Below are 19065 nucleotides of genomic sequence, written 5' to 3' on the forward strand. Positions count from 1 at the left end.
GCATCAAGGCCGGCCTCGGCGACAAGGCCACAAAGATGATCGTGGCGGAAGCGTCTTACGAAGTCTCGGATCCGACCATCGATTCGCAGATCCTCAAGATCAAGGACGCGGGCGCGGATCTCTTCTTCAGTGCGACGACGCCGAAGCAGGCGGCACAGGCGATCAAGAAGATCGCCGAGCTCGACTGGCATCCGGTTCACATCCTCGACATCAACTCCGTATCGGTCGGCGCGGTGATGAAGCCGGCGGGGCTCGAAGCTTCCAAGGGCGTGATCAGCGTGAATTACGGCAAGGATCCGCTCGATCCGACCTGGAAGGACGATCCAGGCATGAAGAAGTATTTCGAGTTCATGGCAAAGTACTATCCCGAAGGCGACAAGGACTCGCTCTTCAACGCCTATGGCTACTCGACGTCTCAATTGATGGTCTACGTGCTGCAGAAGTGCGGCGACGACCTGACGCGTGAGAACGTCATGAAGCAGGCGACCAGCCTGAAGGACGTCAAGCTCGACCTGGCGCTGCCAGGCATTGTCGCCAACACGTCTCCGACCGACTATCGCGTCAACAAGCAGCTTCAGATGATGAAGTTCAACGGCGAGCGTTGGGAACTGTTCGGCCCGATCCTGGAGGATGCAGGCCCGGCGGGTTAGTCCGTTAGGCTAGAGCGTACGCGCTCTCGCTCCCTCCCCCTTTGGGGGGGAGGGTTGGCGAGGGGGATGCCACACGGGCGGTCTATCCGTTGCGTGAAACTCCCTCTCCGCTTTGTTGCTGGCAGTTCGGATTCAAAGCGCTGATCTGGCCTGGGGCTGCCCCCCTCCCTAGCCCTCCCCCGCAAGGGGGAGGGAACGCAGCGGAGATTGAGGACTGACTTCATTCCGACGTCGAACAGTCCCCTCGCCTACTCCGGCACCTCGCCAAAATTCTTTCCCACCGGCAGCACCGCATGCCGGATCAACCGTGAGTCCTCGACGGCCGCTTGCCGGTGTTTCACCGCTTCGCGATAGACGGGGTCGCGGATCATCTCGACGAAGGCGGCAACGCTTGGATATTCGGCGATGAAGCAATGATCCCAGCGTTCGGCCTCGGGGCCGATCAGCATGACCTCGAACTTGCCCTGCCAGACGATGCGGCCGCCGAGGCGCGTGAACACCGGGCCGCTGTCGCGACCATAGGCCGCATAGGCCTCGGCGCCAGACATTTTCCGGCCGTCCGGATAAGCCGCCTCCTTGCGCAGGCGGACCAGGTTGAGCATGTGGATCGGGCCCGGGCGGTCGTTCTCCCGGAATTGCGCGAAAATCTCCTTGGTCGGATCGATATGGCCCATGAGCGTTCCCTTTCGTTGATGTCTCGATCCTAGCTTTGCCGCTTCCCTCGCGGAACCACCAGCACGCGCCCGCCGCACCTCCTAATCGCGCGTTAAGCTTTGCGTAACCGGGCCTTAAACAGCCACGGTTAGCGTGTGGTGGGGTGGGCTGACCGGGCGTTTTGTGGATGGCGTGGGCAAAGAAAAAAGGCGGGCGCAAGGAGCCGCTGTTTGGCTTGCCCGCAGCGTTGGCCGATTTGCGCCTGACCGCGGCCGATCGAATCCCCAATGCCGCCGACGACAAGCCGAAGAAGGTCAAGGCCAAGCAAAAAAGCGACGACGCCGATGACGAGCCGCCGCGGGAAAGGAAAGCGCCCGTGAGCCGCAGCGGCGCAAAGCGAAGGTCGAAGTCGAAGTCCAGCTTTGGCATTGGCCGTCTGTTCTATTGGGGCGCGGTGCTCGGCCTGTGGGGCGTGATCGCCGTGATCGGCGTCGTGATCTGGGTCGGCGCCCATTTGCCGCCGATTCAATCGCTGGAAATTCCCAAGCGCCCGCCGACGATCCAGATCGTCGGCATGGACGGCAGCGTGCTGGCGCAACGCGGCGAGATGGCCGGCGCCAATGTGGCGCTGAAGGATCTGCCGCCGTATTTGCCGAAGGCCTTCATCGCCATCGAGGACCGCCGCTTCTATTCGCATTTCGGCATCGACCCGGTCGGCATCCTGCGCGCTCTGGTCACCAACGTTCTCCATCGCGGTGTCTCGCAGGGCGGCTCGACGCTGACGCAGCAACTCGCCAAGAACCTGTTCCTGACGCAGGAGCGCACCATGCAGCGCAAGCTGCAGGAGGCCGAGCTTGCGATCTGGCTGGAGCGCAAGCACTCCAAGAACGAGATTCTGGAACTCTACCTCAACCGCGTCTATTTCGGCTCCGGCGCCTATGGCGTGGAAGCTGCCGCGCAAAAATATTTCGGCAAGTCGGCCAGGAACGTGAGCATCGCGGAGGCCGCGATGCTGGCGGGCCTCGTCAAATCGCCCTCGCGCCTTGCACCCAACCGCAATCCCGAAGGCGCCGAGCAGCGCGCGCAGGTCGTGCTCGCCGCGATGGCGGACGCCAAATTCATCACCGAAGCCCAGGCGCAGGCCTCGATCGGCCATCCCTCCTACAACGTGAAGCCCGCCGGCGCCGGTACCGTTAACTACGTCGCCGACTGGATCGGCGAAGTGCTGGATGATCTCGTCGGCCAGATCGACCAGAGCATCACGGTCGAGACCACGATCGATCCAAAGCTCCAGAGCGTGGCGGAGGCCGCCATCATCGACGAACTCGCGGCGAAAAGCGTGAAGTTCAACGTCAGCCAGGGCGCGCTGGTGGCGATGACGCCGGACGGCGCCGTGCGCGCCTTGGTCGGCGGGCGGAACTATTCGGAGAGCCAGTACAACCGCGCGGTAACCGCCAAACGCCAGCCAGGCTCCTCGTTCAAGCCGTTCGTCTATCTGACCGCGCTCGAGCAGGGGCTGACGCCCGACACCATTCGCCAGGACGCGCCGATCGAGGTCAAGGGCTGGAAGCCCGAGAACTACACACATGAGTATTTCGGCGCGGTGACGCTGACGCAGGCGCTCGCGATGTCGCTCAACACCGTCGCAATCCGCCTCGGCCTCGAAGTCGGGCCGAAGAACGTGGTACGCACCGCGCACCGGCTCGGCATCTCCTCGAAGCTCGAGCCCAACGCCTCAATCGCGCTCGGTACCTCCGAAGTCTCGGTCGTCGAGCTGGTCGGCGCCTATGCGCCGTTCGCCAATGGCGGCCTCGCGCTGTCGCCGCATGTGGTGACGAAGATCAAGACGATAGAAGGCGGCAAGCTGCTCTACATGCGCCAGCCCGACGAGCGCAACCAGGTGATCGAGCCGCGCTATGTGGCGATGATGAACACGATGATGCGCGAAACGCTGATCTCCGGCACCGCCAAGAAGGCGGAGATCCCGGGCTGGATGGCCGCCGGCAAGACCGGCACCAGCCAGGATTACCGCGACGCCTGGTTCATCGGCTACACCGCCAACCTCGTCACCGGCGTCTGGCTCGGCAATGACGACAACTCGCCGACCAAGAAGGCGACCGGCGGCGGCCTGCCGGTGGAGGTCTGGTCCCGCTTCATGCGCACCGCGCACGAAGGCGTGCCGGTCGTAGCCTTACCGAATTCGCAAGTCGGCTGGGGCCTGTCGAACCTCGCGCAGGCAGCCTCGCAGGTCTCCGCGCCGACGCCACCCGCTCCCGTCAACAACGGCAGCACTCGCCCGCCCCCGACGCGCGCCAATGTCCGACCGGAGCCGGCCGCGGGGCTCGACGGCTGGCTGATGGACCGGTTGTTTGGCGGGAACAGGTAGCGGCGGGATCGCGACCTGAGACTCCTCCAACAAGAACGTCGAAAACAACCCCATGCAAAGTAGCCGGCGATTTCCGGCATGACGTGCGGTGGATTGTACGAAACCACTGATACAGCGGGGCAAATCAAGAGCACGGCGCAATCAGCGCGGCGTGGGGCGGGAATCGCGCGAAACACGCTGATGCCGCCTCATTCTCCGCTGTCATTCCCCGCGAAAGCGGGGAATCCAGTACGCCGCAGCTTCTCCGTATTACGTCCCGGCCTCTGGGATACTGGATCGCCCGCTTTCGCGGGCGATGACAGCTTCGAATACAGCAGACGGCTTACAATGTGGCTGGTAGCGAGAGACTTAATCCTCGATCCCGTACCGATGCAGATCGTTGCCGTGCGTGTCGAGCCACTTTTTGGCGCGCTCCACCGACGGGCAGATCTTTGCGCACACGCGCCAGAACCGCGGCGAGTGGTTCATCTCGACGAGATGGGCGACCTCGTGGGCTGCAAGATAGTCCAGCACGTAAGGCGGCGCGAGGATCAGGCGCCACGAGAACGACAGCGAGCCGGCAGAGGTGCAGGAGCCCCAGCGGCTCGATTGATCGCGGATCGACAGTCGCCTGACGCGAACGCCGAGCTCGGCGGCATAGGCTTCCGCCGCCCGCTGCAAATCGTGGCGCGCCTCGCGCTTGAGGAAGTCATGAACACGGCGATCGACGTGATCGACGCCGCCTGCAACGCAGATGATGCGCTCGCCGCTATCGCGCGTCTCGGTCCACACCGTGCCGCGCACGCCGGCGCGATGCACGATCCGGTGCGGCAAGCCCCGAAGCGGTATCGCGGTGCCCGCCTGGAACGGCGCGGCCTTCGGCAAGCGGCCAAGGCGCGCGGCAATCCATGGGCCGTGACGCTGCGCGAAGTCTTTTGCCTCCGCGAGCGTGCCACGCGGCGGCATGGTGAGGATCGCCTCGCGATCGCTCGGATGAATTCGAAGCGTATAGCGCCGCGCGCGACGGTGCCGGCGCAGCCTTATCGCGAAGAATTGCGACCCGTGGTGGATCACAAAGGTCTTGGGTTCGTGGGGCCGCCGATAAAGGAGCGCGCGAGTGGCCATGTCTGTCAGTCCGGGGAGCAGGAGATCGCCCGGATTCTGCCATAACCGCCGCCACGGAAAGCGCTCGGCGCAAAAACAAATCATTTGCCCAATATACAGGGGTTGGCAGCCCGGGAGGCCCTACAGACTGGGGTTGGAACCCGATTTTTTCGCCCCCGCCGGACGCATGCTGGGGCCCCAAAATCTGAGGCCGCACTCACTCCTAGAAAACTACCTAAATACCGCGAATCTGGCGGGAACCCGGGCCCGTCGGAAGGCCCTGGCAGACGCGGGAAACCCGAAAAAGCGGCCTATTCGGCCGCCAGCGCCAGTGAAGCCTTCGGATTCGCCGCCGAAATCATGAAATCGTGGATACGCGGAACGATTTCCGACTTGAAGCGCGAGCCATTGAACACGCCGTAATGTCCAACGCCCTTCTGCACGTAATGCACGCGGCGATTTTCGGGGATCGAGCTGCACAAACCATGTGTCGCTTCGGTCTGACCGAGACCCGAGATGTCGTCGTTCTCGCCTTCCACCGTCATCAACGCGACGCGCGTGATCTTGGTGGGATCAACCCGTATGCCGCGGTGGGTCATCTCCCCCTTCGGCAGCGCGTGCTTGACGAACACGGTGTCGACCGTCTGCAGGTAATACTCCGCGGTCAGGTCCATCACCGCGAGATATTCGTCGTAGAAGTCGCGGTGCTTGTCGACGAGATCGCCGTCGCCCTTCACCAGATTGGCAAACAGCTGCTTGTGCGCATCCATGTGCCGGTCGAGATTCATGCTGATGAAGCCGTTGAGCTGCAAGAAGCCCGGATAGACGTCGCGCATCATGCCCGGATGCGGGAACGGCACCTTGGTGATGACGTGATTGCGGAACCAGTCGATGCCGCGTTCCTCGGCAACCTTGTTCACCGCCGTCGGATTGCGGCGGGTGTCGATCGGGCCGCCCATCAGCGTCATCGAGGTCGGCACGAACGGGTCGCGCCGCGCTTCCATGATAGAGACGGCGGCGACGACAGGCACGGAGGGCTGGCACACCGCCATCACGTGGGTGTTGCCGCCGAGCACATGCAGCATCTCAATGACGTAGTCGATGTAGTCGTCGAGATCGAAGCGGCCTTCGCTCAATGGGACCATGCGAGCGTCGGCCCAATCGGTGATGTAGACCTCATGCGCGGGCAGCAGGGCCTCGACTGTGCCTCGAAGCAGCGTTGCGTAGTGGCCGGACATCGGCGCCACGATCAGCACGCGCGGCTGCGGGCTGCGCAGCGGACGGGTAAACTTGCGGTCGAAATAAAGCAGCCGGCAAAACGGCTTTTCCCAGACTGGCCGGACCTCGACGGGAACGCGGATGCCGTTGACCTCGGTGTCGTCGATGCCCCATTCCGGCTTGCCGTAGCGGCGCGTCGTGCGCTCGAATAATTCGCAGGCCGCGGCCAGCGACTTGCCCAGGTCGGTGTGCGACCACGGATTCAGGGGATTCTGAAACAAGATCTTGGTGGCGTCGGTGACCGCGCGCGCCGGATTGAGAGAGGCCTGCGCCATCTCGTACATCCAGTACATCGGCGTCGTCAGAACCGGACTGCCTTCGGCCACCAGGGGCGGTGCGCCGCCAAACTCACCAATAGGCATATCGTATATCCTCTCGCATCGCAGCATACTGCCGAATGCGTAATATTGCGTCAATGCATGGTTCCGTACATGTACGGGCTCTGAGTAGCAAAAACGAGCCTGAATCCACGGGAAAGTGAATCTACTCGCCGCTGGACAGCAGCGAGCCGTGCTTCTTGGCGCTGCGCAAAAGGGCAAGGAATGCCCCGAAAGATGCAGCCAGGAGGCCGGCATTGATGGCAAGCGCATCGAGCATCAGGTCGGCGCGGAAACTGTGCTCGATCAGCAGCGCCCGCATTCCCTCGAACACGTAGGTCGGCGGCAGCGTCCAGGCGACGACTTGCAGCCAGGGCGGCAGCACGCTCACGGGATAGTAGATGCAGGCGAGCGGCATGATCGCGAACATCAGCGTCCAGACGATGCTTTCGGCTCCAAGCCCGTTCCGCAACACCAGGCCGGAGACGAAGATGCCGACAGACCAGCTCGTGAAGATCAGATTGCAGAAGAACGCGATCAGCGGCAGGCCGAGGCTGTAGACGTTGAAGTGAAACAGAAACAGCGCAAGCAGCGTCATCGGGATGACGCCGATCGCGAGCCGGATCAGGCTCATGACCATGAGCGCGAGCAGGAACTCGATCGGCTTGAGCGGGCTCATCATGAGATTGCCGAGGTTGCGCGCCCACATCTCTTCCAGGAACGAGATCGAGAAGCCGAGCTGGCCCCGGAACAGGATGTCCCAGAGAATGACGGCGCCGATCAGCGTGCCTCCGGCCCGCGCGAAGAAATTGGCGTTTTGCGCGATATAGAGCTGGATGAAGCCCCAGGTGATGACCTGCAGCGCCGGCCAGTAGAGCAGCTCCAGAAGCCGCGGCCAGGACGACATCAACAGGTACCAGTAGCGCAGGATCATCGCATTGATGCGATGCATCGCCAGGCCGCGATGGAGCGCAAATTCCCTCATTGCTGCGATCCGTAGCCCGGATGAGCGAAGCGATATCCGGGACTTTGCTTGCGGCGTTCCCGGGTATCGCTGCGCTCACCCGGGCTACGGCTGAAGCATAGGGGCTCGCTCATCGCGCCGCCTCCCGCGCCGCTCCGTTGCTGCGGCCGCGCGCGACGTCCAGAAACACCTCTTCCAGCGTGGCACGGTTGTAGCGAGCCATGATGGCGTCGGGCGTGTCGTCGTCCTCGATGCGGCCGCGCTTCATGATGATGACACGGTCGCAGAGCCGCTCGACCTCGAGCATGTTGTGCGAGGCGAGCAGGATGGTCGCATTGCGCGCTTTCCGGTAGGCCTCGAGATGCGCCCGCACCCAGTCGGCGGTGTCAGGGTCGAGCGAGGCCGTCGGCTCGTCCAGCAGCAGCAGCTCGGGCTCGTTGATCAGCGCCTTCGCAAGCGCAACGCGGGTCTTCTGCCCGGCCGAGAGCTTGCCGTTGGCCCGGTCGAGGAATTCGTTGAGATCGAGATCGTCGGCAAGCTGCGCGATGCGACCGGACAGATCCTTCACCGCATAGAGCTTGCCGAAAATCGTCAGATTCTGCCGCACCGTGAGCCGCATCGGCATGTCGACATAGGGGCTTTCGAAATTCATCCGGCCGAGCACATCGGCGCTCTCCTCGGGCATCCGATGCCCGAGCACCCGCACGCGGCCGGAGGTCGGCAGCACGAGGCCCATGATCATCGCGATTGTCGTGGTCTTGCCGGCGCCGTTGCCGCCGAGCAGACCCGTAATGCTGCCGCGCGGAAGCGTAAAGGAAATGTCGTCGACCGCGCGGGTCTGCTTGTAGACCTTGACGAGATGGTCGACCTCGATCGCCGCCGACGGGGTGCGCTCCGCGACAGTCAGCCGGCTTGAAGCCTTGTCATTCTCCGTCATGCTGGGCGTTCTTCTGCTATTGCGGCGGCCAGCGCAAGACTTGTAACCAGACGGATTGTATGAGCCACCCGCGTTTGCGACCCGAGAAGGCAGTGCCCAATTGGCCGATATGACTGAAATTGCCGCTTCCGAGTTTCGCCATTCGCGGCGACATATCCGCCTGGATACGATCCTGCGGCTGCGCTGGCTCGCAGTGCTGGGCCAGCTCGCCGCCATCTTCGTCGTGGCGCAGGGGCTGGAATTCAACGTCCCGATCATTCCCTGTATCACCATCATCGGGCTGTCGGCGGCGCTCAACCTCGCTCTGCAAATGGCGGTCAATCCGATGCAGCGGCTGGAGGGTGCCCACGCGGCCGCGCTGCTGGCGTTGAACATCGTGGAACTGGCCGGCCTGCTGTTCTTCACCGGCGGTTTGGAGAACCCGTTCTCATTCCTGTTCCTGGCCCCGGTCCTGATCTCCGCGACCGCGCTGCCGGCCCGGCTCACCTTCGGCCTCGGCCTGCTGGCGGTCGCCTGCGCCTCGATCCTGGTCTTCTTTCATCTGCCGCTGCCCTGGGACACCGACGATCCCCTGGTGCTGCCGCCGATCTATCTGGTCGGCGTCTGGCTTTCGATCGTGCTCGCGATCGGCGTCACCAGCCTCTACTCCTTCCAGGTGACGGAAGAGGCGCGCAAGCTCGCAGACGCGCTCGCCGCAACCGAGCTGGTGCTGACGCGCGAGCAGCATCTGACCCAGCTCGACGGACTTGCGGCCGCCGCCGCGCATGAGCTCGGCACGCCACTGGCGACCATCTTCCTGATCTCGCGCGAACTGGAGAAGACGGTGAAGGACGCCAGCTTCGCCGCCGATCTGAAAACCCTGCGCGAGCAGACGCAGCGTTGCCGCGACATCCTGAGCAAGATCACCCAGCTCTCCTCTACCGGTGCGCCGTTCGACCGCATGAAGCTGTCCGAGCTGATCGAGGAGGTCGTGGCACCGCACCGCGATTTCGGTGTCGCGATCAAGGTGCGGATCGCGGTGGCGGCCACGGTGGAACCGGTCGGCTCGCGCAATCCCGCGATCCTCTATGGCGTCGGCAATATCGTCGAAAATGCCGTCGATTTCGCCCACACGACCGTCGAGGTGAACGCCTGGTGGAACATCGACAACATCGAGATCGTGATCTCTGACGATGGTCCCGGCATTCCGCCCGACATCTTGAACCGGATCGGCGAACCCTATCTGTCGCGGCGGCGCTTGCAGGACGACAGCGGAGGCGAGCGTCGCGGCCTGGGGCTCGGGGTGTTCATCGCACGCACGCTCCTGGAGCGCACGGGCGCCAAAGTCTCGTTTACCAATCGGACGTTTCCCGAGCATGGCGCCGTGGTACAGATCGTATGGCCGCGCGAGCGTTTCGAGGGTACCGAGACGGCCGAAGAAACAATAGGATAGGGCCGCGACGTTGGGTCGCACTGTAGGTACGATCGACTTTCGGCGACCTTGGCAGCGCCCGATTGCAACGCCATATGTCAGGGCGCTGGAGAGAGGACAAAACCTTGAACGCCATCGCCGAACTGAATGAACAGGCCGACCGCTCGCTCTTGATCGTCGAGGACGACAAGCCGTTTCTGGAACGCCTGTCGCGCGCCATGGAGACGCGCGGCTTCACAGTGACCTCCTGCGATACCGTCTCGGATGGACTGGCTGAGATCGGCAAAGCCGCGCCAGCGTTCGCGGTGGTCGACTTGCGGCTCGGCGACGGCAACGGCCTCGACGTGGTCTCGGCGCTGAAGAAGAAGCGCCCCGACGCGCGCGCCATCGTGCTCACCGGCTATGGCAACATCGCCACTGCGGTGACCGCGGTGAAGATGGGCGCGATCGATTATCTCTCCAAGCCCGCTGACGCCGACGATGTCGTAGCGGCCCTGCTGTCGACCGGCACCGAAAAGTCCGAGCTGCCGGCGAACCCGATGTCGGCCGACCGTGTGCGCTGGGAGCACATCCAGCGCATCTACGAGATGTGCAACCGCAACGTCTCGGAAACCGCGCGCCGCCTCAACATGCATCGCCGCACCTTGCAGCGCATTCTGGCCAAGCGCGCGCCAAGGTAGCTCCGCATATCGTAGGGTGGGTAAAGGCGCGGAGCGCCGTGCCCACCTCTTCTGCTTCATATTCGGCGGTTTAAGTGGTGGGCACGCTTCGCTTTGCCCACCCTACAAGACTACAAATCGCTGCCCGCTACTCCCAAAACTCTTGGACCATCCAGCATTGAAGCAGAAGAGGTGGGCACGGCACTAGGCGCCTTTGCCCACCCTACGAAGTCGCCGCTACTCCCAAAACTCCGCATGGCCCTGCGGATCGACCAGACGGTTGATCCTGAACGCGGCGGCCATCGCAAAACGCACCGTCATCTGCTTGCGCGTCGGGGCCGGCAACTTGTGTTCAGGCGCCTCGCAGTGGAGATGCGCGCCATAGGCGTCTGCGATGATCAGGCCGGTGTCTTGCGGAAAGATCTCGCAAGGCAGATCCTGCATGAAGGCGAAGAACAGCCGGTCGCAATGGGCGCGGTATTCATGCCACTTCTGGTCGCTGCGCAGATCCTCGACCGATGACTTGATCTCGACGATCCAGATCTCGCCGCGCTCGTTCAGCGCGACGAGATCGGCACGACGGCCCGACGGCAGCGGCAGTTCGCTGATGCAGCAGAAGCCAAGCGATCGCAACAGCCGCGCCGTGCCGCGCGCGACCGCGAGCGCGGTCTCGGACTGGCGGCCGTCAGGCGGCGGCATGAGAGCGATGTGGCGGGCGGCGTTGTCCATGGGATGAGTTTAGCCGATTCCAGTTGCTGGGCACACTGTACGATGGAGGCCCATTTTTTCATTCGTCATTCCGGGGCGCGCGCAGCGCGAGCCCGGGACGACGGCGAGTGTGAGGCGGGAACCTTGCCTTCCACCCGCACTTATCACGCAGCCACTCATCGCCGTGCGGACCAACGAGGCTGCCCCGACATGATTGACGACCTCTGGTACAAGAACGGCGTCATCTACTGCCTGTCTGTTGCCACCTACATGGATGCCAACGGCGACGGCGTCGGCGATTTCAAGGGGCTGTTGCGGCGGCTCGATTATCTGGACGGCCTCGGCATCACGGCGATCTGGCTGATGCCGTTTCAGCCATCGCCCGGCCGCGATGATGGCTACGACATATCAGACTATTACGGTGTCGACCCACGCTACGGCACGCTCGGCGACTTCGTCGAGTTCGCCCATGGCTGCAAGCAGCGCGGCATCCGCGTCATCATCGACCTCGTCGTCAACCACACCTCGGACCAGCATCCGTGGTTCAAGGACGCGCGCAGCTCGAAGGACTCGCGTTATCGCGACTGGTATGTGTGGTCCGACAAAAAGCCTGCGAACTCAACCAAGGGCGTCGTGTTTCCGGGCGTGCAGAAATCGACCTGGACGCGCGACAGGGAAGCAGGCGCCTGGTACTTCCACCGCTTCTACGACTTCCAGCCCGACCTCAACACCTCGAACCCGCATGTGCAGGCGGAGCTTCTGAAGATCATGGGCTTCTGGATCCAGCTCGGCGTCTCCGGCTTCCGGATGGATGCCGTGCCATTCGTGATCGCCACCAAGGGGGCGAAGGTCAAGGCGCCGACGGAGCAGTACGACATGCTGCGCTCGTTCCGCGAATTCCTGCAATGGCGCGAGGGCGACGCGATCATCCTTGCGGAAGCCAATGTGCTGCCCAGGACAGACATGGAGTATTTCGGCGGTGACGGCGACCGCATGCACATGATGTTCAACTTCCACGTCAACCAGCACATGTTCTATGCGCTGGCCTCGGGCGACTCGCGCGCGCTCGCCAAGGCGCTGAAGGCGACCAAGCCGCGGCCGGCCTCCGCGCAATGGGGCATGTTTCTGCGCAACCATGACGAGCTCGATCTCGGACGCCTGACGAAGGCCCAGCGCGACGCCGTGTTCAGATGCTTCGGGCCGGACAAGGATATGCAGCTCTACGATCGCGGCATCCGCCGGCGGCTTGCGCCGATGCTCGGCGGCGACCGCCGCCGGCTCGAGCTTGCCTACAGCCTGATGTGCACGCTGCCGGGGACGCCGGTGATCCGCTATGGCGACGAGATCGCGATGGGCGACGACCTGTCGCTGCCCGAACGCTCCTGCGCGCGCACGCCGATGCAATGGTCGACCGAGCCGCATGCCGGCTTCACCGACGGCAACAGCCCCGTCTTGCCGGTCATCGACAAGGGACCGTATGGCTTCGGGCACGTCAACGTCGCCAAGCAACGGCGCGATCCGAACTCGATGTTGAACTGGACCGAGCGAATCATCCGCATGCGCAAGGAGGTGCCGGAGGTCGGCTGGGGCGACTTCGAGGTCATCGCCGTGCACGACCCCGCCGTCTTCATCATCCGCTATGATTGGCGCAACAATTCGGTGCTGTTCGTGCACAATCTCGATGAGAAGCCACGCGAGATCGCGTTCTCGGCCAAGCTGCCCGAGGGCCATGGCGGGCTGCTGATCAATCTTCTGGCGGAAGACCACAGCCGCGCCGACAAGCGCGGCCAACACCACGTCGTGCTCGAGCCTTACGGCTATCGCTGGTACCGCGTCGGTGGGCTCGATTATCTCTTGAAGCGCAGCGATATCGACACCAGGGCGATGCGGAAGAATGCGCGTGGACGCTAACGCGCTCCGTCATCGCCCCGGCACGATCACCATGCCTTCGTTGCCGCGCAGGTCGAGCACGCCCTCGAGCTCTTCGCCCTCGCGGTCGAGGAAGGTCGAAAGCAGGATCTCGCTGCCGAAGGGAGCCGCGCTGGTGGTGACGGCGACGGGGTCCGGGCCGAGATTGAGCACGACGACCAGCGCTTGGTCGCCGGCCTGCCGGCGATAGATCAAAAGGTCGCCTTGCGCAGCGATCGGATGATAGTCGCCCGCGACCAGCGGCGGATGCGCCTTCCGCAAGGCGATCAGGCGCTTGTAGAGATTGAGGATCGAGAATTTGCCGGCCTCGAGATTGACCACGTTCTCATGAACGTAGATCTCCGGCAGCGGCAGCCACGGCGGAACCTCCGAGAAGCCGCCAAAACTCGAGGAATCCCATTGCATCGGGGTACGGCAGCCGTCGCGGCCGACGCCGATGCCGGGCACGTTCTTTTCGAAGGGATCGCGGACATCCTCGGGCGCGATCGCGACCTGGTTCATTCCGATCTCGTCGCCGTAATACAGCGTCGGCGTACCGCGCAGCGTCAGCAGCAGCATGGCAGCGACCCGCGCCTGCTCCGGCCCGACGCGGCTCGCGACGCGCGGCCGGTCGTGATTGCCGAGTACCCAGTTCGGCCATGCGCCCTTCGGCAGCGCCTTCTCATAGTCCTCGATGATCTTCTCGATCGAGCGTGCGCTCCAGAAGGTCGAGAGCAGCGCAAAGTTGAACGGCATCTGCGCGCCGGTAAGATCGTTGCCGTAATAGGCCATCAGGCGATGCAGCGGCAGATAGATCTCGCCGATCAAGACGCGCGCGCCAAAGGCATCCGTGACGCGCCGCATCTCGGCGATGACGTCATGCACCTCGGGCTGGTCGGTCGAATATTGCGTGAGGATTTTTTCATTCGGCGGCCGGCCCTCGACATAGTACGGGTTCGGCGGGTTATCGCGGAAGTCGGCGTCCTTGATCAGGTGCCAGATGACGTCGACGCGAAATCCATCGACGCCCTTCTCCAGCCAGAACCGCATCACGCCATACATCGCCTCGCGGACATCTGGGTTGCGCCAGTTGAGGTCCGGCTGCTGGGCGAGGAATGCGTGGTAGTAATATTGACCGGTCGCCTCGTCATATTGCCAAGCGCTGCCGCCGAACTCGGACAGCCAGTTGTTCGGCGGCCCGCCATCGGGTCCGCCATCGCGCCAGATGAACCAGTCGCGCTTGGGGTTGTCGCGCGAGGAGCGGCTCGCAATGAACCAGGGATGCTGATCGGAGGTGTGGTTCGGCACGAGATCGAGGATCAGCTTCAACCCGTTCTCATGCGTGGCCTCGAGCAGCGCATCGAAATCCTCCATGGTGCCGAACAGGGGATCGATGCCGGTGTAGTCGGAGATATCGTAGCCGAAATCGGCCATCGGCGACCGGAAGACCGGCGACAGCCAGATGGCATCGACGCCGAGCGATTTCACGTAAGCCAGGCGCCGGAGGATACCGGCGAGATCGCCGACCCCGTCGCCATCGGTGTCCTGAAAGGAGCGCGGGTAGATCTGATAGAAGATGCTGTCGCGCCACCAGTACTCGTCGCCCTTAGCCATGCTGGAATCGCCGCTCCAAAATCTGCCTCGCGCCAAGCAACGCGCTGGCAACGCCGGAGTTCAGACCAGCAGGCCTTTGAGACCGCCGTGTGACCGCGCGAGCGCCTGTTCCCGCATCCCTAGGAAACGAATCTTTTGCTTGGCGGGCCGCCAAAAATCGGCAATGTGAGGCCATGACCGAGCAAACTGAACAATCCCAGGCGGCGAAAGCGGGTGCAATCATCGTTCCGGTGACGCTGTTCGAGCAGAACTGCACCATCATCTGGGACGAACCCAGCAAGAAGGCTGTGGTGATCGATCCCGGCGGGGACGTTGCCAAGATCCTGGACGCGATCAGCCAGACCGGCGTGACCGTGGAGAAGATCTGGCTGACGCACGGCCATATCGATCACGTCGGCGGTGCCGCCGATCTGCGTGACGCCCTGAAAGTGCCGATCGAAGGGCCGCACATCGCCGACAAGTTCCTGCTCGACAATGTGGTCGAGAGCGGCGCGCGCTTCGGCATGACCGGCGTGCGCAATTTCGCACCGGACCGCTGGCTGGAGGAAGGCGACACCGTCTCGATCGGCGATCTCTCCTTCGAGATCCTGCACTGCCCCGGCCACTCGCCCGGCAGCGTCGTCTTCTTCAACAAGGAGCTGCGCTTTGCCCATGTCGGCGACGTCCTGTTCGCAGGTTCAGTCGGCCGCACCGACCTGCCCGGCGGCAGTCACGCGACGCTGATCAACTCGATCAAGACGAAGCTTTTGCCGCTCGGCGACGACGTCGGCTTCATCTGCGGCCATGGCGCGGGCTCGCGCATCGGCCATGAGCGGATGACCAACCCCTTTATCACCGGCGAGATGTAGCTCAGACTGCCCTACTCGGCTGCGTCTGCGAGCGCCGCCGGCTCGTTCAAATGCCGCTCGCCCCAATCGCGGATCGCCGATATCACGGGCACGAAGCTCTTGCCCTTGCGGGTGAGGCGGTATTCGACCTTCGGCGGCACCACGCCAAAATCCCGGCGATCGATCAGCCCGCTCTCGGTGAGCGCCTTCAATTCGCGGCTGAGCACGCGCGGGGTGATCTCGGCGCTGCCAGCGGCACCTCGAAGCAGGCCGCTCCTGATCTCGCCATAGCGGCGCGGCCCGTCCTTCAGGTCCCAGACGATCCTGAGCTTGTACTTGCCTGCGATCATCTTCTGGAAGGCTGCGACCGGGCAGCTCCGCAGGGCCGATCTCGCTTTCGCCATCTCGTCACCTCTCTGCGCTCGGAAGAGGATAGGACGGACCCCAAAAAAGTCCATACTATCAATTTTGTCCATACTTGCAGGACTGCCCCCAAGGCGCAGATGATGACGCACATGACGAAGGGAGCGTCACATGAAGCACTTCATGATCAAGTACCAGTTCAAGAACGGCACGACGGAGGCCTGGCACCAGGAGATCGGCCGCTTCATCAAGGCGATCGACGCGGATCCGGAGCTGAAGGGACGGATCGGCTATCGATGCATGAAGAACCGCGACGACAACAGCTATTTCCATCTTGCCAGCGTCACCGACGATGCCGCACAGAAGACGCTGCAATCGCGCGACTTCTTCAGGCACTATACCGAGATGACGCGAAAGGTCGCCGGCGGCGAGGTGACGGTGACGCCGATCGAGCTGATCGATCAGACGGCGTAGGATTGACGCTGTAGCGCCGCCACGAACTCAGGCGTCGTCCCGGATCTGCGCTTGTCCGGGACGACGAGTTGAAATTGCCGCTACTTCATCAGGCCCGCGGCCGTCAGCGCGCGGGTGATGACGGCGCTGATGTCGAAGCCTCGCTTGGCCTTCTTGCTGGGCTTGGCCTTGAGCTTGGCATTCGTTGGCGGCTCGGCGACGGCGGCGCGGATCGACCTCGCAAGATGCGGCGCGGGCGACAGGGCCGGCGCCGGCTTCGCCACCGCGGTCGGCTTCTTCTCCGGCGCGGGGCTGCGGATCCAGTCGGTCAGGCCGAAGAATTTTGCGATGTGGTACGACGAGGAGATGCCGGCCTCGATCAGGAAGGCGCCCTCGATGCCGTAGCGATGATCGTTGTCGGCGATGCCGAGCGGCGTACCGTGCGCCATGTCGGTGATAGCGAAGGATTCGACGATGGTCTCGCCGTCCGCATTCCACCAGGCCTGGCGCGGGTAGCCGTCGACGACGGTCTCCGCCATCGGTGTCAGCGGCAGATCATGCAGGTCGAGCCACTGCTTGACGATCTCATCTGCATTGCCGGGATTGACGGTGCGGTCGGCGCTGCCGTGCCAGACCGAAATCTTCGGCCAGGGGCCGCGATGATCGGACGCCTTGCGCACGAGGTCGCCGAGCTCGCGCGCAGGACGCTCGGGCGAATGAAACATGCCGTCGAGCGCCTGACGCAGATTCGATGCCACGCCGTAAGGCAGCCCCGCAATGACCGCGCCGGCTGCGAAAACCTCCGGATAGGTCGCAAGCATCACCGAGGTCATGCCGCCGCCGGCGGAGAGACCGGTGATGAAGATGCGCCGCGCATCGATGCCATGCGTCGTGGCCATATGCGCGATCATCTCGCGGATCGAGCACGCCTCGCCGCGCTCGCGCGTCGTGTCCTCCGGATTGAACCAGTTGAAACAGGTGTTGGCGTTGTTGGCGAGCTGCTGCTCCGGCATCAGCAGCGCGAAGCCGTAATGCTTTGCAAGCGTCGACCATCCCGCGCCGAGATCGTAACCAGCCGCGGACTGGCCGCAACCATGCAGCACGACGACGAGCGCGCGGACCTGCTGCAATTGCGCCGGCACGTAGGCGAACATGCGCAGGTTTCCGGGATTAGAGCCGAGTCCGGTGATCTCCGTCAGCGGACTGTGCTGGCCCACGCCGCGCAAGTTTTCGGCAAAGCGCAGACCGTCCAGCTTTGGCAGACGTCTTAAGAGATCGATATTCCTGGTTAACGACACCGACAGCTCCTGATGGGGCAACTTCCAACGTCACCCCAAAACAGATAGTTGCTGCGGCGCAAAATAAAAAGTGTGTGTGCCGTTCAGTCACCCGGGAATCCACGGGGATTCCCCGAAATGCCTCAACTTCGAGCATGTACGCGACGCATCCATGTCAGAAATGCGACGCAGACAGTGATTAACGTCGCAAACGAGGCGAGTGCAACGAAGAATGCTGCACGTGATGACTGCGTTGATTCGACCGCGAAATAGAGCGCACCGATTGCGGCGACACCAGCTGCATTACCGATCTGTATGGTTGTGCCGTACATGCCGGATGCCGAGCCTGCCGCGACAGGCTTCACCGTCGAGAGCACCGCGCCCGAGAGCGGCGCCATCACGAGGCCCTGGCCATAGCCGAAGATGATCATGGTGAGCGCAAGCATGACCGGCGTCGGCGCATCGACGGAGAAGGCAAGAAGCGCGAGCGCCGCGAGACCCGCGATCTGAAGCGCGCAGCCCTCGATCAGCACCTTGGTGCCGCGATGCCGCGCCCGCACGCCGCTGTGGCGTGACGCCACGACGAAGGCGATCGCGAGCGGAATGAAAGCGCTGCCGGCCGCGAGCGGCGGGATCTTCAAGCCGTTTTGCATGAACAGCGTCATGATCAGGTAGAAGGACAGATTGGCGAGAAAGAAAAAGAACGCGGCGCCAAGTCCGCGCAGGAAAGCAGCGTCCGACAACAGCGTGAGATCGATCAGCGGCATGCCGCCACGCCGCGACACCGCATGCTCGAGGCGCAGGAAGGCCACGAGTATCGCGACACCGATGGCCATCACGCCCCAGAGCCACGCTGCCCAGCCGACATCATGGCCGAACAGCAGCGGTCCGATCAGGCACAACAGGCCCGCGAACAGAACAAAGCTGCCGGCGACATCGAGCCGCGTGCCAGCGCGGCGCGCGACCTGGGGCATGATGCGCAGCGCGGCCGTTATGATGATGAGGCCGAGCGGCACGTTGACGAAGAACACCGAGCGCCAGCCGGCATGCGCAAGGTCGACCGTCACGAGCAGGCCGCCGAGCAGAAAGCCGGCGGCACCGGCGAGCCCGAGCACGATGCCGTAGATGCCAAAGGCGCGGTTGCGCGTCTCGTCGGTGAATAGAAGATGCAGCGTCGCCAATACCTGCGGCACCATCAGTGCCGCAGTTGCACCTTGCGCCAGCCGCGCGATGATCAGCTCGGAAGCGGATTGCGCAAGCCCACACCACAGCGAGGTCAGCGTGAAGCCGGCGACACCGGCCAGGAAAACGTTCTTGGTGCCATGGATGTCGCCGAGCCGGCCGCCCGTGACCACCAGCGTCGCATAGGCGATCAGGTAGATCGCAATCACGGATTCGATTTGCGCCGGCGTCGCATGCAGGTCGACCGCGATGGTGGGGATCGCGACGTTGACCACGAAGGCGTCGACGCCGAACGTGAACTGCGCGGCCACAACGATCGCCAGCACCCACCAGCGGCGGACCGAATCCAGCTGCTTTGCGACGATCTGATGCATTGGCGCGGGCCTCTTTCGAA

17 protein-coding genes are annotated in these 19065 nt (G+C 63.5%); 7 read left to right on the forward strand and 10 right to left on the reverse strand.

The genetic code is table 11. The features are described from left to right. Nucleotides 1–650 (forward strand): ABC transporter substrate-binding protein (locus SO156_RS32850; RefSeq protein ID WP_498537659.1); only part of this gene is annotated, 650 nt, incomplete at its 5' end. 248 nt (nt 651–898) lie between these two features. Here the strand turns inward: SO156_RS32850 and SO156_RS32855 are convergent. Beyond that, nucleotides 899–1324, reverse strand: a complete 426-nt coding sequence (locus SO156_RS32855; RefSeq protein WP_498537660.1) for a DUF1330 domain-containing protein — start codon at nt 1322–1324, stop codon at nt 899–901. A 167-nt stretch (nt 1325–1491) separates the two neighbouring features. Here SO156_RS32855 and SO156_RS32860 point away from each other — a divergent pair, with 167 nt between their 5' ends. Beyond that, nucleotides 1492–3690 carry a transglycosylase domain-containing protein gene (locus SO156_RS32860; protein WP_498537661.1) on the forward strand — a complete coding sequence of 733 codons (2199 nt, stop codon included), beginning with the start codon at nt 1492–1494 and terminating at the stop codon, nt 3688–3690. A gap of 348 nt (nt 3691–4038) precedes the next feature. Here SO156_RS32860 and SO156_RS32865 read toward each other — a convergent pair whose 3' ends face one another. From SO156_RS32865 to SO156_RS32880, 4 genes are all read right to left on the reverse strand, one after another. Then, a complete protein-coding gene (locus tag SO156_RS32865) occupies nt 4039–4878 on the reverse strand; it encodes a M48 family metallopeptidase (protein ID WP_498537662.1) in 840 nt (279 codons plus the stop codon). A gap of 206 nt (nt 4879–5084) precedes the next feature. Continuing rightward, nucleotides 5085–6413, reverse strand: coding sequence for a polyhydroxyalkanoate depolymerase (locus SO156_RS32870; RefSeq protein WP_458150746.1), 1329 nt, complete (start codon nt 6411–6413; stop codon nt 5085–5087). 121 nt (nt 6414–6534) lie between these two features. After that, nucleotides 6535–7353 carry an ABC transporter permease gene (locus SO156_RS32875; protein ID WP_458150747.1) on the reverse strand — a complete coding sequence of 273 codons (819 nt, stop codon included), beginning with the start codon at nt 7351–7353 and terminating at the stop codon, nt 6535–6537. Nucleotides 7354–7462: 109 nt separating this feature from the next. Then, nucleotides 7463–8269: an ABC transporter ATP-binding protein gene (locus tag SO156_RS32880; RefSeq protein WP_498537663.1), complete on the reverse strand. Its 807-nt coding sequence runs from the start codon at nt 8267–8269 to the stop codon at nt 7463–7465. A 109-nt stretch (nt 8270–8378) separates the two neighbouring features. Here SO156_RS32880 and SO156_RS32885 point away from each other — a divergent pair, with 109 nt between their 5' ends. After that, entirely contained in the window at nt 8379–9701 is a 1323-nt protein-coding gene (locus SO156_RS32885; RefSeq protein ID WP_458150769.1) for an ActS/PrrB/RegB family redox-sensitive histidine kinase, read from the forward strand. A 104-nt stretch (nt 9702–9805) separates the two neighbouring features. Further along, nucleotides 9806–10360, forward strand: a complete 555-nt coding sequence (locus SO156_RS32890) for an ActR/PrrA/RegA family redox response regulator transcription factor (protein ID WP_254101122.1) — start codon at nt 9806–9808, stop codon at nt 10358–10360. A 216-nt stretch (nt 10361–10576) separates the two neighbouring features. Here SO156_RS32890 and SO156_RS32895 read toward each other — a convergent pair whose 3' ends face one another. Next, nucleotides 10577–11068: an MmcB family DNA repair protein gene (locus SO156_RS32895; RefSeq protein ID WP_498537664.1), complete on the reverse strand. Its 492-nt coding sequence runs from the start codon at nt 11066–11068 to the stop codon at nt 10577–10579. A 189-nt stretch (nt 11069–11257) separates the two neighbouring features. On the opposite strand from SO156_RS32895, the gene SO156_RS32900 reads away from it, so the two are divergent. Continuing rightward, a complete protein-coding gene (locus SO156_RS32900; protein WP_458150750.1) occupies nt 11258–12958 on the forward strand; it encodes an alpha-amylase family protein in 1701 nt (566 codons plus the stop codon). A 9-nt stretch (nt 12959–12967) separates the two neighbouring features. On the opposite strand, the gene SO156_RS32905 is transcribed toward SO156_RS32900, so the two are convergent. Then, nucleotides 12968–14569, reverse strand: a complete 1602-nt coding sequence (locus tag SO156_RS32905) for an alpha-amylase family glycosyl hydrolase (RefSeq protein ID WP_498537665.1) — start codon at nt 14567–14569, stop codon at nt 12968–12970. 173 nt (nt 14570–14742) lie between these two features. On the opposite strand from SO156_RS32905, the gene SO156_RS32910 reads away from it, so the two are divergent. Next, on the forward strand, nt 14743–15417 hold the full coding sequence (locus SO156_RS32910; protein WP_498537666.1) for an MBL fold metallo-hydrolase: 675 nt from the start codon (nt 14743–14745) through the stop codon (nt 15415–15417). An 11-nt stretch (nt 15418–15428) separates the two neighbouring features. Here SO156_RS32910 and SO156_RS32915 read toward each other — a convergent pair whose 3' ends face one another. Further along, nucleotides 15429–15800 carry a winged helix-turn-helix transcriptional regulator gene (locus tag SO156_RS32915; protein WP_458150753.1) on the reverse strand — a complete coding sequence of 124 codons (372 nt, stop codon included), beginning with the start codon at nt 15798–15800 and terminating at the stop codon, nt 15429–15431. Between the two features lie 130 nt (nt 15801–15930). Between SO156_RS32915 and SO156_RS32920 the strand changes: the two genes are divergently transcribed. Continuing rightward, nucleotides 15931–16233: a hypothetical protein gene (locus SO156_RS32920; protein ID WP_458150754.1), complete on the forward strand. Its 303-nt coding sequence runs from the start codon at nt 15931–15933 to the stop codon at nt 16231–16233. Between the two features lie 80 nt (nt 16234–16313). On the opposite strand, the gene SO156_RS32925 is transcribed toward SO156_RS32920, so the two are convergent. Both SO156_RS32925 and SO156_RS32930 read right to left on the reverse strand, forming a co-directional pair. Next, the gene (locus SO156_RS32925; RefSeq protein WP_498537667.1) at nt 16314–17510 is read right to left on the reverse strand and encodes an extracellular catalytic domain type 1 short-chain-length polyhydroxyalkanoate depolymerase; all 1197 of its coding nucleotides are present in this window, start codon (nt 17508–17510) and stop codon (nt 16314–16316) included. Nucleotides 17511–17632: 122 nt separating this feature from the next. Beyond that, nucleotides 17633–19045 (reverse strand): MFS transporter, encoded by a 1413-nt coding sequence (locus tag SO156_RS32930; protein ID WP_498537668.1) that lies wholly within the window; start codon nt 19043–19045, stop codon nt 17633–17635. Between the last annotated feature and the right edge of the window lie 20 nt (nt 19046–19065).

This window comes from Bradyrhizobium sp. UFLA05-125, assembly GCF_059803515.1.

Coding starts and splice junctions, on each gene's coding strand:
- SO156_RS32880 (WP_498537663.1), bottom strand. CDS start 8,269: ATGACGGAGAATGACAAGGCTTCAAGCCGGCTGACTGTCGCGGAGCGC.
- SO156_RS32885 (WP_458150769.1), top strand. CDS start 8,379: ATGACTGAAATTGCCGCTTCCGAGTTTCGCCATTCGCGGCGACATATC.
- SO156_RS32855 (WP_498537660.1), bottom strand. CDS start 1,324: ATGGGCCATATCGATCCGACCAAGGAGATTTTCGCGCAATTCCGGGAG.
- SO156_RS32875 (WP_458150747.1), bottom strand. CDS start 7,353: ATGAGGGAATTTGCGCTCCATCGCGGCCTGGCGATGCATCGCATCAAT.
- SO156_RS32895 (WP_498537664.1), bottom strand. CDS start 11,068: ATGGACAACGCCGCCCGCCACATCGCTCTCATGCCGCCGCCTGACGGC.
- SO156_RS32860 (WP_498537661.1), top strand. CDS start 1,492: ATGGCGTGGGCAAAGAAAAAAGGCGGGCGCAAGGAGCCGCTGTTTGGC.
- SO156_RS32915 (WP_458150753.1), bottom strand. CDS start 15,800: ATGGCGAAAGCGAGATCGGCCCTGCGGAGCTGCCCGGTCGCAGCCTTC.
- SO156_RS32920 (WP_458150754.1), top strand. CDS start 15,931: ATGAAGCACTTCATGATCAAGTACCAGTTCAAGAACGGCACGACGGAG.
- SO156_RS32905 (WP_498537665.1), bottom strand. CDS start 14,569: ATGGCTAAGGGCGACGAGTACTGGTGGCGCGACAGCATCTTCTATCAG.
- SO156_RS32910 (WP_498537666.1), top strand. CDS start 14,743: ATGACCGAGCAAACTGAACAATCCCAGGCGGCGAAAGCGGGTGCAATC.
- SO156_RS32870 (WP_458150746.1), bottom strand. CDS start 6,413: ATGCCTATTGGTGAGTTTGGCGGCGCACCGCCCCTGGTGGCCGAAGGC.
- SO156_RS32900 (WP_458150750.1), top strand. CDS start 11,258: ATGATTGACGACCTCTGGTACAAGAACGGCGTCATCTACTGCCTGTCT.
- SO156_RS32865 (WP_498537662.1), bottom strand. CDS start 4,878: ATGATTTGTTTTTGCGCCGAGCGCTTTCCGTGGCGGCGGTTATGGCAG.
- SO156_RS32930 (WP_498537668.1), bottom strand. CDS start 19,045: ATGCATCAGATCGTCGCAAAGCAGCTGGATTCGGTCCGCCGCTGGTGG.